Annotated in this window: 10 protein-coding genes; 4 read left to right on the top strand and 6 right to left on the bottom strand. The window is 67.2% G+C overall.

Annotation, left to right across the window (positions count from 1 at the left end):
* Window positions 1–16 precede the first annotated feature (16 nt).
* The 3 genes from EV647_RS40020 (at window position 17) to EV647_RS40010 (ending at window position 2,231) form a co-directional block, all read left to right on the top strand.
* A complete protein-coding gene (locus tag EV647_RS40020) occupies window positions 17–793 on the top strand; it encodes a L,D-transpeptidase (protein WP_238175793.1) in 777 nt (258 codons plus the stop codon).
* A gap of 79 nt (window positions 794–872) precedes the next feature.
* Complete coding sequence (locus tag EV647_RS40015; protein ID WP_134012649.1) at window positions 873–1,739, top strand: NmrA/HSCARG family protein; 867 nt, start codon at window positions 873–875, stop codon at window positions 1,737–1,739.
* Window positions 1,740–1,829: 90 nt separating this feature from the next.
* Window positions 1,830–2,231, top strand: coding sequence for a VOC family protein (locus EV647_RS40010; protein WP_134012647.1), 402 nt, complete (start codon window positions 1,830–1,832; stop codon window positions 2,229–2,231).
* A 237-nt stretch (window positions 2,232–2,468) separates the two neighbouring features.
* Here EV647_RS40010 and EV647_RS40005 read toward each other — a convergent pair whose 3' ends face one another.
* From EV647_RS40005 to EV647_RS39990, 4 genes are read right to left on the bottom strand one after another with little or no spacing between them, the layout of a single operon-like run.
* Window positions 2,469–3,389 carry a carbohydrate ABC transporter permease gene (locus EV647_RS40005; RefSeq protein WP_134012645.1) on the bottom strand — a complete coding sequence of 307 codons (921 nt, stop codon included), beginning with the start codon at window positions 3,387–3,389 and terminating at the stop codon, window positions 2,469–2,471.
* Window positions 3,386–4,315 (bottom strand): carbohydrate ABC transporter permease, encoded by a 930-nt coding sequence (locus EV647_RS40000; protein WP_134012643.1) that lies wholly within the window; start codon window positions 4,313–4,315, stop codon window positions 3,386–3,388. Before EV647_RS40000 ends, EV647_RS40005 begins: the two co-directional genes overlap by 4 nt.
* Window positions 4,312–5,649 (bottom strand): ABC transporter substrate-binding protein, encoded by a 1,338-nt coding sequence (locus tag EV647_RS39995; protein WP_134012641.1) that lies wholly within the window; start codon window positions 5,647–5,649, stop codon window positions 4,312–4,314. Before EV647_RS39995 ends, EV647_RS40000 begins: the two co-directional genes overlap by 4 nt.
* Window positions 5,650–5,667: 18 nt before the next feature.
* Entirely contained in the window at window positions 5,668–7,167 is a 1,500-nt protein-coding gene (locus EV647_RS39990; protein ID WP_134013253.1) for an alpha-N-arabinofuranosidase, read from the bottom strand.
* Window positions 7,168–7,300: 133 nt separating this feature from the next.
* Between EV647_RS39990 and EV647_RS39985 the strand changes: the two genes are divergently transcribed.
* Complete coding sequence (locus EV647_RS39985; RefSeq protein WP_134012639.1) at window positions 7,301–8,299, top strand: LacI family DNA-binding transcriptional regulator; 999 nt, start codon at window positions 7,301–7,303, stop codon at window positions 8,297–8,299.
* A 56-nt stretch (window positions 8,300–8,355) separates the two neighbouring features.
* On the opposite strand, the gene EV647_RS39980 is transcribed toward EV647_RS39985, so the two are convergent.
* Both EV647_RS39980 and EV647_RS39975 read right to left on the bottom strand, forming a co-directional pair.
* Window positions 8,356–11,022, bottom strand: a complete 2,667-nt coding sequence (locus EV647_RS39980; RefSeq protein WP_134012637.1) for a family 78 glycoside hydrolase catalytic domain — start codon at window positions 11,020–11,022, stop codon at window positions 8,356–8,358.
* Entirely contained in the window at window positions 11,019–12,083 is a 1,065-nt protein-coding gene (locus tag EV647_RS39975; protein WP_134012635.1) for a LacI family DNA-binding transcriptional regulator, read from the bottom strand. Before EV647_RS39975 ends, EV647_RS39980 begins: the two co-directional genes overlap by 4 nt.
* Between the last annotated feature and the right edge of the window lie 2 nt (window positions 12,084–12,085).

Raw genomic sequence — 12,085 nt, 5'->3', positions numbered from 1 at the left:
AGGGAGAGGGGAATTCGTGTCTCGTCGACGTGGTCTCGTTGCCGGTGCGGTCGTTCTGTCGTTCGTACTCGCCGGCTGTTCCGATGTGGCCGCGAGCGAGTCGACGCCTTCTCCCACTCAGACTTCGAGCAGTACGCCGAGTGCGACACCGAGCACCACGCCGACGGCCAAGCCCACCGTGAAGCCGACGGTCAAGCCGAAGCCCAAGGTGAAGCAGAAGCCGGAGTACTACGCGCTGCGCGTGGAACGGCAACTGGACAAGCTCGGATACCCGGTCGGTGACATCGACGGCGACATCACGGCCCGCGCCAAGCAAGCGCTGTGCGCGTGGCGCGAGACCCACGGCCTGCCGGTCAGCCGCAAGGGACTCAGCCTGAACGACGCGTACTCGGTGCTCAACGCAACCAGTCGCCCGGCGCCGACCCGCTCCCCCGGCATCTACGTCAACAAGACCTGCCAGATCCTGTACCAAATCGTCGGAAAGACGTACAAGCGGATCGTCTGGATCTCCACCGGCGGCCCCGGCTACGAGACCCCGAACCGCACCGGCGCGGTCTGGCGCAAGTGGGCCGGCGCGCACGAGAGCAGCCTGTACGACGACGCGTACATGTACGACTCCCTCTACTTCCTCAAGGACCGCCCCGGCATCGCCCTGCACGGCTCCCGGGTCAACTCCCTCGTCAAGCCCTACCCGGACAGCCACCGCTGCGTTCGCGTAGTACGCCCCGAAATCCACCAGATCTTCACCGACACCCCCATCGGCACCAAGGTCCAAATCTACGGCGAGTACTAGAGCCCCTACCGCCTTCGCCGGCGCCAGATGCTAGGCGTGCAACTCTCGCGGGCCTAGCCTGACAAGAGGGGGTGGTGGCATGGAGCACGAGCAGGTCATCGCGGTATTGGGTGCCACGGGACGCCAGGGTGGTGCGGTCGCGCGGCATCTGCTGGCTGACGGCCGACGGGTGCTCGCCCTCACGCGAACCCCGGAGTCACAGGCGAGCGGAGCCTTGCGATCCGCAGGTGCGGAGGTCGTTCGGTGCGATATGGACGACGTGAACTCGCTGCTCCGGGCATTCACCGGAGCGTACGGCGTGTACAGCGTGCAGAACCCGATGATCGCCGGGCACGACGGCGAGATCCGGCAAGGCAGGAACGTCGCGGACGCGGCCAAGGCGGCCGGCGTGAAGCACGTGGTGTACGGCTCGGCCGGACCGGGTCTGCGCGGGACCGGTGTCGATTCCTGGGACTCGAAGCTGATCATCACCGAGCACCTGCGCGCGTCCGGCATACCACTGACCGTGCTCCGGCCGACGGCGTTCATGGAGCTCATGACCGACAAGGATTTCTATCCCCCCGTCTCGGTCTGGCATGTCATGCCCAAGCTGGCCGGCGATCAGACACCCATTCCCTGGCTTGCGGTCGACGACCTCGGGGCGATCGCGGCCCGGGCATTCGCCGAACCACGTCAGTTCGTCGGTGCGGAACTGCCACTGGCAGCCGAGTTCCGTTCGATCGCCGAGTGCCGCAAAGCGGCCGCGCTGACGGGCCGGTCTACCCGAGGCTTCCCGATGCCTGTCCGGCTCTTCGAACGCTTTGTCGGCAAGGACCTGACGACCATGTGGCGCTGGCTCGCGGACAACCCAGTACCCGCGGACCCAGCCGCCACGGCGAGGCTCCTCGACCACGTCACCACAGTCGAAGAATTCCTCGCGAAACCCTCACGCGCCACCAGCACCTGAAGCCTTCGAAGCAGTCGGCAACAGTACAGTGGCGCTGTAGTGCCATCCTCGACACTCGACCGGCGCAGCCATTCAGGTGAGGAGCTGTCCATGGGCACTGTCTCAGTGCGTTACATCGTCGATGACGTCGACGCCGCGATCGACTTCTACACCAGGCATTTCGGCTTCGGTGTGGACATGCATCCGGCGCCGACCTTTGCCGCTGTCTCCCGTGGGGATCTGCGGCTCCTGCTCTCCGTGCCCACCGGGCCGGGCGGAGGCGCGGCGCCCGCCCTTGACGGCCGCAGGCCCGAACCAGGCGGTTGGAACCGCATCCAGATCGAGGTCGACGATCTGTCCGCCACCGTGGACGCTCTTCGCGCTGAGGGTCTCACCTTCCGCACCGACATCGTGATCGGCCGCGGCGGCAACCAGATCGTCCTCGACGACCCCGCCGGCAATGCACTCGAACTCTTCGAACCGGCGCCGGCAGACGGAAGAACTCAAGGCTGAGCTCGCCTCCACATCAGTCGAACGCCTGGCCCTCATGATGGCCACGCGCTGTCCCGTGGCGACGCCTCGCCGACGTGCTCCGGGGTGGGCAGGGTGTGCTCCGAGGAGACCTTTCAGTACGACAGGAATGGCTGCTCGACGCCACGGAGGACTGATGCGGCGCCGCCCTGCCCCGACCTGCAGGACGTTGCCGCGGTCCCAAGTTTCCTTCGGCAACTTGGGACCGCGCCGGGCCGGCTAGCCCTTGAGGCCGCTGTTTGCGACGCCTTCGATGACGTACCGCTGCACCACGACGTACAGGATCAGCACTGGGATCGTGGCGAGGGTCGCACCGGCCATGACGACGGGGTAGTCGGTCGTGTAGGCGCCGTACAGCGTGGCCAGGCCGGGTGCCAGCGTCATCCTGTCGGGGCTGAAGAGGACGAACACCGGCCAGACGAAATCGTTCCACGCGCCGAGGAAGCTCAGTACCGCGAGCGTCACCAGCGCCGGCTTCGACAGCGGGAGCATGATGCGGGTGAAGATCGTCCAGGAGTTCGCCCCGTCGATCAGCGCGCTCTCCTCCAGTTCGCGCGGGATCGCGAGGAAGAACTGGCGGAGGAAGAACACGCCGAACGCGCCCGCCGCGCCCGGCACCACCAGCGCCCAGTAGCTGTCCAGCCAGCCGAGCTTGCTCATCGTGAGGTAGTTCGGCATGAAGAAGATGAAGCCCGGCATGAACAGCGTCGCGATCAGCGTGCCGAACAGCAGGTTCCGGCCCCTGAAGGTCATCCGCGACAGCGCGTACGCCGCCATCGCCGCCACCACCACGTTGAGCACCATGTGCAGGACCGACACCACGAGTGAGTTGATCAGCCACGTGTAGACGGGGTTGGCGGCGTCGTCGAAGATCAGCCGGTACGCGCGCAGCGTCCATTCGCTGGGCATCACCCGGATCGGGATCGAGCGCGCGTCGGACTCGGTCTTGAACGTGGTCAGCAGCATCCACAGCAACGGCAGGATGAAGATCAGCGAGATGACCGTCATCGCGACGTACGTCAGCGGCCCCACTCTGGTCCGGGAGTAGGCCCGCCGGCGCCGCGCCGGTCCGCCGGGTTCGGTGGAGGCGGGGTCGGAGGCGCCGGGACCGGCGCCGGTGATCGGACTGGTCGTCGTCATGATGGTTTGCGCTCCCTCATGATCAGGAAGTTCGCGACGGAGATGATCGCCAGGGCCAGCGCGAGCACGTAGCTCATCGCCGCCGCGCTGCCCATCCGGAAGCCGCGCAGGCCTTCGTTGGTCATCGCCATGATCGCCGTCGTCGTACTGTCACCGGGCCCGCCCTTGGTGAGGATGTACGGCTGTCCGAAGAGGTTCGCGCTGGCGAGGATGGTGGTCGTCACCACGAACAGGAAGACGTTGCGAAGGCCCGGCACCGTGACGTGCCGGAACTGGGACCACCGGCCGGCACCGTCGAGTTCCGCCGCCTCGTACAGCTGTTCGGGCAGACCCTGCAGGCCGGCGAGGAAGATCACCGCATTGAACCCGATGGTCCACCAGATCGTCATGACCGTGATCGTGATCCACGCCTGCGGCTGGGTGGACAGCCAGGAGACCTTGGGCAACCCCACCCCGTCGAGGATCCCGTTGACCAGTCCGACCTCCGGGTCGAAGAGGTAGCCGAAGACCAGGCCGACCACCGCGACCCCGAGCACGAACGGCGTGAACACCACGGCGCGGAAGAAGGTCCGCCCGCGGAACTTCCGGTTCAGCAGCAGCGCCAGCCCGAGCGGGATGGCCACCAGGAACGGCACGCTCATCAGGACGAACAGGAAGGTGTTCTTCATGCCGTTCCAGAACGGATGGAAGAGCACCGAGCTGGAGTCGAACAGGTCGCGGTAGTTCTGCAGTCCGACCCAGGGCTTGCCCGGCAGCATGAAGTCCCAGTTGTGCAGGCTCATCCAGACACCGAAGACGGCGGGCCCCACGAGGAACGTCAGCAGGAGTACGACGTACGGCGCGACGAACAGGTACGGCGTGACCGGATGGTGGTGCCGCAACGGGCTGCGGACCGGCCCGGCCAGGCCGGTGATCCGCCCGCTCATCCGCCGTACTTCTTCTGGTTCGCGGCCAGGATCTGATCACCCTTCTGTGCCGCGTCCTTCAGCGCCTGGTCGATCGGCTTCTTCCCGGTCACGGCGAGGCTGATCGCCTTCGTCCACTCGGGGTCGGTGTCGCCGGCGCCCGGCACGTTCGGCGGGAAGTGCGCCCAGTCGATCATCTTCTCGAACTGCTTGACCTCGGTGTACTGCGCGAACTCCGCGGACTCGCGGACCGACTTGCGCGCCGGAACCATGCCGGCCTCGGCCCAGCCGACCGAGTTCTGGCTCATCCAGTTGACGAAGACACGGGCCGCCGTCGCCTTGTTCTTGTCCTGGTTGGTCTGCCGCGGCAGCGTGAAGCAGTGCGAACCCGCCCATGTCTGTTCCTTGGATCCGAGCACCGGAATCGGCGCGCAGCCCCAGTCCAGGCCCTTGGCCTGCTTGCACGGGGTGACCATCCACGGGCCGTTGATCATGAAGGCGGCCTTGCTGTTGCTGAAGGAGACCCAGTCGCCGTCACCGGCCGCGTTCTTCGGTGAGTAGTCCTTGTCGATCAGGCTCTTGAAGAAGGTGATCGAGTCGATCGCGGGCTGATCGCCGAAGCCGGTCTTGGCGCCGTCGTCGCTGATCATGTAGCCGCCGTTCTGGAAGATCATCGACTGCGCGACCAGACCTCCGACGCTCAGCGCGCTGACCCAGTAGCCCTTGACGCCCTTGGACTTGCACTTGTCCAGGACGGCCAGGAACTCGTCCTTGGTCGTCGGCGGCTTCGTCGGGTCCGCGCCCACCTGGGTCAGGACCTTCTTGTTGTAGTAGAGCCCGGCCGGGTGGATGTCGAGCGGGATGGCGTACTGCTTGTCCTGGTAGAAGGTGGCCTTCCACACCAGCTCGGCGTAGTCGTCGGCGCTGAGCTTGGCGCCCGCGACCACGTCGTCGATCGGCTGCACGACCCGGCGCGCGGCGTTCGTGGCGATGTCGGCCGTGTGCATCAGGCAGACGTCCGGCGCGCGCCCGCTCTGCACCGCGGCGGGCAGCTTCTGGAACAGGTCCGCCCAGGCGATCGACGTGGTGGTGACCTTGATCTTCGGGTGGGCGTCCATGAACTTCTGCGCCAGCTTCTTCATGACCGGGCCGTCGCCGCCGGTCAGACCGTTCCAGTACTGCAGTTCGACGTTGGGCCCGTCGTACCCCTCGGCGCCCCCCTTGCCGGTCGCGGGCCCCGCCTGGGGCGGGCCGCTGGTGCCGCCACACGCGGTGAGGGCGAGTCCGGCGCCCGCACCGGCGACGGCGCCGAGGAGGGTACGGCGGCCGAGACGCACCAGATCAGGAGTAGTCATTGTTCGTCCTTTCGAAGATCACCGGCTGGCGAGCCGGATGCAGTGCCACGAGGCCGGCGGCAGCGTGACGGTCAAGCGGTCGCCGGAGAGGGCGGAAACCCCTGGCTGGGGAACGACTCGGTCCGGGGCGTCCTGGGAGTTGACTGCGTTGCGGTCCTCATCACCGACCGCGAGGTGCTCGAGCAGGCGGAGCTCACCGAGTGCGCCGAGCCGGACTGTCCAGGAGGCGGGTTCGGTCAGCGACCGGTTGGCGGCGAAGAGCGCCAGGTCACCGGACTCTTCGTCGTACGTCGCGACGGCCCACACCTGCTCCACGGATCCGTACGCCGGCGTGTCGACCTCACCGTGCTCGCCTGCAAGCATCAGTACCGTGCCGCGGGCGTACTTCGCGGTCAGCGCGAACGGGTGGAAGATCGTCTGCCGCCAGGCTGCACCGCCTTCGACGGTCAGGATCGGCGCGATCGCGTTCACCAACTGGGCCTGGCAGGCCACGCCGACCCGATCGGTGTTGCGCAGCAGGGTGATCAGCAGCGATCCGACCACCACCGCGTCCAGGGCGGTGTAGACGTCCTGGATCAGCGCGGGCGCCTCGGACGCCTCGGCACGCTGCTCCTCGTGCTGCGCATGCCGGGCGGCGAACCACACGTTCCACTCGTCGAACGAGATGTTGATCCGCTTCGTCGAGTGGCGTCTCGCGGCCACATGGTCCGCGGTCGCCACGACGTCCCGGATGTAGCGGTCCATGTGCGCCGAGGACGCGAGGAACGACACCTCGTCGCCGTCGACCGGCTCGTAATAGACGTGCGCGGAGATCAGGTCGACGTTGTCGTAGCAGTGCTCGAGGACGATGCGTTCCCACTCGCCGAAGGTCGGCATCGACGTGTTCGACGAGCCACACGCGACCAGGAGGAGGTTCGGGTCGAAGGTCTTGTACGCGTGGGCGACCTCCTGCGCGATGCGGGCGTACTCGAGCGGCGTCTTGTGGCCGATCTGCCACGGGCCGTCCATCTCGTTGCCCAGGCACCACAGCCGGACGCCCCAGGGTTTCGGGTTCCCGTTGCTCACCCGCTGATCGGCGTACCGGGTGCCGGGGGCGCCGTTGACGTACTCGAGGTAGTCCACCGCCTCGGCCAGTCCGCGGTTGCCGAGGTTGACCGCGAGCATGGGCTCCAGGCCGACGCGCGAGCACCAGGCGAGGAAGTCGTCGGTGCCGACCTGGTTGGTCTCGATCGAATGCCAGGCCAGGTCGAGCACGCGAGGTCGCGACGCGCGCGGCCCGACGCCGTCCTCCCAGCGATAGTTGGACACGAAGTTGCCGCCGGGGTACCGCACCACGGTCGCACCGAGCTCACGGACCAGCGCGGCGACGTCTCCGCGGAAGCCGTCCTCGTCCGCCGAGGGATGCGTGGGCTCGTAGATACCGGTGTAGACACACCTGCCGAGATGCTCGACGAACGTGCCGAACAGCCAGCGATTGACCGGGCCGACGGTGAAGGCAGGGTCGATCGTGGAGGTCATGGTCACGGAGACTCCAGACTGGAATGCAACGATGTAATCTGCAGTGCCAGGGAGTTTGCACCGTTGTAATCGGCGCTGTCAACGGCTCGGCCGCAGCAAAATTCAGGGGCCGGAGCGACCTAGGATTGTGCGTATGCGAGCCACCGTGCGGGATGTCGCGAGTTGGGCAGGGGTGTCACCGAAGACGGTCTCCAACGTGCTCAACGGGACCGTGAACGTGCGTCCCGCCACCCGTGCGCGGGTCGAAGCGGCGATGGTCGCGCTCGACTACGTCCCGAACCTGTCCGCTCGCGGATTGCGGAACGGGCGCACCGGCATGATCGCGATCGCGCTGTCGGACCTGCAGGTCCCCTTCTTCGCCGAGATGATGCACCACTTCGTCAACGCGGCGGCCGCGCGCGGCCTGCAGGTCCAGGTCGAGGAGACCGGCTGGGATCCGGGGCGTGAGGCCCGGCTGCTGTCCCGGGCCAGGGAACACCAGGTGGACGGCCTGATCCTGAATCCGGTCAATCATGAGACGACAGCCGTGCAACCCGGGATCGCCCTGCCGCCGGTGGTCCTGATCGGCGAGGTCTACCTACCGATCGTCGACATGGTGTGGATGGACAACGCGGCCGCGATCGCCGACCTGACCGGCGAACTGATCACGACCGGGCATCGCCGGATCGCCCTCCTCGGCATGTCCGATCACCCGGCGGCCATCGCCCGTCTCGACGGCTACCGGCAGGCTCTGCGGTCGGCAGGCATCCCGACGGATCCGAGGCTCGAGATCGCCAGCGACGACTGGAGACCGACGTCCGCGGCACGAGCCCTGAACGCCTTCCTGGACAGCGATCCCGGGCCGGTCGACGCAGTGGTCTGCTGCACCGACGGCGCGGCGATGGGGGCTCTGCTCGCGTTGCACGCGCACGGCCTCAGAGTGCCCGAAGACGTCTCGGTCACCGGCTACGACAACATCAACGATTCGGCGATCACCGTGCCACCGCTGACCACCATCGACTTCGACAAGGCGCGTGTCGCCGACACCGCGATAGCACTACTGATGCAACGAATCGCCGACCCGGGAGGCTCGCCGCGCAAGGTGACTCTCCCCCACCGACTCGTCTGGCGATCCAGCACCACCTCCAGATGAAACTCATCCAGCGGTCGATTGTTACCGCAGAGACGGCCAAAACTGCCGCCTTCCACCTACGCACGTGCTGGCGTGAGCCCGACTGAAGGACGGGTGGTGGTGAAGTGGCCTGGTGGGAGTGTGGCCTTTTCGCCGTTGGGGAAGGTGACTTCGGCGGTGGAGCCTGGCGGTACGTCGACGGTGAGCCGGAAGGTTTCTCCCTCGATCTGCCACGCGACCTCGATGCGGCCCTGGGGACTTTCGTAGCTGCCGCGCGCCCAGGTGATCTCCGGATGATGTGCCGGGGCGACGACGAACGACTCCCAACCGACCGATCCTTCGGCCTGTCGCAGGCCCAGGACGTGGGTGTGCAGGAAGTGGACGACGGCGCCCTTGCTGTAGTGGTTGAGGGAGTCGTGCGGGTTCCCGTTGACATCGACGCCGTCCCAGTCCTCCCAGATCGTCGTTGCTCCGCGGTCGAGCATCGCCAGCCAGGACGGGGAGGTTCGCTGGAAGAGCAGGTCGTACGCAACGTCGGCGTACCCGTGGTCGGCGAGCACCGGGAGCAGCTGCGCCGTAGACAGGAATCCGGTCCCCAAATGGTTGCCCGCGGCCCGGATCAGTTCGACGAGCCGTCGTACGGCGCTCTGTCGCAGCTCGCCCGGGATCAGGCCGAACGACAACGCCCGCACGTAGCCGGCCTGGGTATCTCCTGCCGTCTGCCCCGACTCGTCGAGGAACTCCACGCGCCAGGCATCGAGCACCTGATCCGCGATCGCGGCGTAGCGGACCGCGTCCGCGGGCCGGCCGAGGATCTCGGCGATCCGCGCCAGCGTGGCGCTCGATCGGTAGAGGTACGCGGTTCCGAGTTCGCCCTTGTCCGCCTTCTGCCAGTCGCTCTGCGGCGGCTCGAGCGGCGTCCCGTCGGGTGCCTTGGGCGTGGGCTCCGCCCATTCGCCCCAGTGGTAGGTGCCGTCCCAGATGAACTGCTCATGAGGCGGCGGTTCGGCTGACCGCTCGATCCGGGAGGGGTGCCGATGCGTGCGGGCGGCCTCAAGACACCAGTCCACCCAGCGAACCATCGCGTCCCAGTTCTCGGCCAGCACCTCCCGGTCGCCGTACGCCTCGTAAAGCTCCATCGGAACCGCGACGATCGCGTCGCCCCAGCCGGCCGATCCGGTGGTCCTGGCCAGGCGGTCTTCGAGATTCAGCTTGGTACGCCGGCCGTCCGGGGAGAAGTTCGCGATCCGTCCATCGGGCAGCTGGTCGTCGCGAACCGAGCGCAGCCACTTCCGGCTGAACCCGAGAACGTCGTACAGCCGCGCCGCGGCGGGCGCGAAGACCTGATAGTCGCCGGTCCAGCCGATTCGTTCTCGCGTCGGGCAGTCGGTGGGCACATCCACAGCGTTGCCGCGAAAGCTCCAGACCGCGATGTCCTGCAGGCGGTTGAGGTCGGCACTGCTGCAGATGAACGTTGCGGTCCGGGCGAGATCCGAGTGCACCACGTGCATGGTCACACTCGCCGGGTCGATCGCACCACCGTCGTCGCGTCGCAGTCGTGCGTACTGGAAACCATGAACGGTGTGGCGCGGTTCGAACACCTCGCCGTCGCCGGCGGAGACGATCTCGTCGCGCTGCCGAAACCGGACCGGACCGCCCTCTGGCAGGACGGAGTCCAGATGGGAGGTGGTCAGATCACCGTCAGGTCGGGCGAATTCGCCGTAGTCGATGACCGTGCGGGCGCCCGCCGGGCCGAGGTCGGCCAGCGAGATCCAGCCCGAGGCGTTCTGACCGAAGTCCGCCACCCAGCTCCCGGTGTCGATCTGCCGCATCGCGACCGGCAACCGGGTCTCGATCTTGCGCACAGGCGGGGCGGGCGACCAATCGATGCCAGGGGCAACCACGTGGTCGACCAGAACCGGACGCCGTACGTCGGGCGGCGATCCGAGGTCCACCACCTGTCCGTCCATGAGGTCCGCGCGGGTGATCCTCGATCGTGAGCTGGTCCACTTGTCGTCGCTGCGAACGATCTTTCGGGAACCGTCGTGGTGCCAAAGGTGGAGCTCGAGCCGCACGGCCGTCGTCGTACCCCATCCGGACGGCAGGCGGAAGCCGCCGGTCTTGCCGCGGTACCAGCCGTCCGACAGCAAGACCTCGAGCTCATTGCCGCCGCGCTGAAGGGATTGCGTGACATCCATCGCCTGTGCGTAGAGCGTGTGGTCGTACGACGTCGAGCCGGGCGTCAACTCAGCCGAACCGGCACGCCGTCCGTTGACGAACGCCTCGTACACACCCAACGCGGTGGCGTAGAGCCGGGCGGACCGCACCTGTCCGGTCAGCTCGAACCGGGCCGAAAGAGAGTAGGCGGGCCGCATCCCGGAGCCCTCGTCGGCACCTTCGACCGGAGAGATCCATCGAGCTGTCCAGTCCTCGTTCAGGAGTCCGGCCTCGAAACTGGTCGGCTCGGACCAGTCCGAGTACCCCTGGTCGCCGCGCACCCGGACTCGCCACGTCACTCGCTGACAACTGCCGAGCGGCGCCCAGGGCCAGGGGACGAACAGGTGTTCCGCGGACGTCCGCAGTACGGGAGCAAGCGGGATATCGTCAACGAGAGCCTCGAGTTCGTACGCCGTGCAACCCGTGAACCTCGGCGGCAGTCGCCAGGAGAGTCTCGGCGATCGGCCGGACACGGTGAACTGGTCTCCGCCGCTGTCGATCCGCAGTCGGTCCGGACGGTGACTCATGTGTTCTTGGGCTGACGGGCGGAGGTCTGGTGTCGCGGACTGCGACCGGTGCTCGCGCGGATGATCAACTCGTGGGGCATGATCGTCGCCGGGGCGGCCGATTCGCCGTTGACCTGAAGCATCAGTTGCGCAACAGCCTGCCGACCGTACTCTGCGTCATCGACCCTGATCGTCGTGAGCGGCGGACGAAAGTAGTCCGACCCAGGAGCGTCGTCGAAGCCCGCGACACTCACATCTTCCGGAACCCGGCGTCCGGCCTCGGTGAGCGCATAGACGACACCCAGGGCCATCTCGTCGTTGGCGGTGAAAATCGCCGTGACCGAGGGATCATCGGCCAACTGCCGGCCGGCTTCGTACCCGGATTGAGCGGTCCAGTCGCCGGCCAGCGGCTCGGCGATCTCGGCACCGGCGTTCCGCAAGGCGCTCTCCCAGCCACGTCGACGAAGCCGGCTGGAGGTCCAGTCGAGCGGACCGGCGACGTGATGGACGGTCTCATGCCCGAGCGACAGCAGATGATCCACCATGTCAGCGGATGCCTTGACCGCATCAACGTGTACGGCGGGACCGTCGTAGGCGGGAACCTCGCTGGTCGAAACCAACGGCAGCGTGGTGTCCAGTGATCGCAACGTCTTCGCGGCCGACACCCACGGGGCCATGAAGATCACGCCGTCGCACCCGGCCCGGGCGAGCCGGTCGATCCCGTCCTGCACCGTGGCCCGATCGAAGGTCGCGAACGTCGCGACGCTGACTCCGAGCCCCAACTCGGTCGCCGCCTGCTCGACGCCGATCATGATCGAGATCGCCCCGAGGCCCAGCTGCCGATCGGTCAGTTGATGGGTCAGCAGTCCCACACTGAGCCCTCGCCCGGTGGACAAGGCACGCGCGATCGGATCCGGCCGATAGCCGAGCGCCTTGATCACGCGCCGTACCCGGGCCGCCGTCCGCTTGTTCACGTTCTCGCCCCCGCGGGCGACTCGCGAGGCGGTCTGGCGGGAGACCCCCGCAGCGCGGGCAACATCGGTGAGAGTAGCCCGCACCACAGGCACAGGTTTCTCGCTCAATT

The sequence above is a fragment of the Kribbella sp. VKM Ac-2566 genome (assembly GCF_004366005.1).
GTDB classification, from domain to species: Bacteria; Actinomycetota; Actinomycetes; order Propionibacteriales; family Kribbellaceae; genus Kribbella; species Kribbella pratensis.
This window is presented reverse-complemented; position numbering and strand designations above follow the sequence as displayed.

Bases quoted from the DNA above. Each gene is read 5' to 3' on its own strand.
- EV647_RS40015 (WP_134012649.1), top strand. From the start codon at position 873: ATGGAGCACGAGCAGGTCATCGCGGTATTGGGTGCCACGGGACGCCAG.
- EV647_RS40010 (WP_134012647.1), top strand. From the start codon at position 1,830: ATGGGCACTGTCTCAGTGCGTTACATCGTCGATGACGTCGACGCCGCG.
- EV647_RS40005 (WP_134012645.1), bottom strand. From the start codon at position 3,389: ATGACGACGACCAGTCCGATCACCGGCGCCGGTCCCGGCGCCTCCGAC.
- EV647_RS40000 (WP_134012643.1), bottom strand. From the start codon at position 4,315: ATGAGCGGGCGGATCACCGGCCTGGCCGGGCCGGTCCGCAGCCCGTTG.
- EV647_RS39995 (WP_134012641.1), bottom strand. From the start codon at position 5,649: ATGACTACTCCTGATCTGGTGCGTCTCGGCCGCCGTACCCTCCTCGGC.
- EV647_RS39990 (WP_134013253.1), bottom strand. From the start codon at position 7,167: ATGACCTCCACGATCGACCCTGCCTTCACCGTCGGCCCGGTCAATCGC.
- EV647_RS39985 (WP_134012639.1), top strand. From the start codon at position 7,301: ATGCGAGCCACCGTGCGGGATGTCGCGAGTTGGGCAGGGGTGTCACCG.
- EV647_RS39980 (WP_134012637.1), bottom strand. From the start codon at position 11,022: ATGAGTCACCGTCCGGACCGACTGCGGATCGACAGCGGCGGAGACCAG.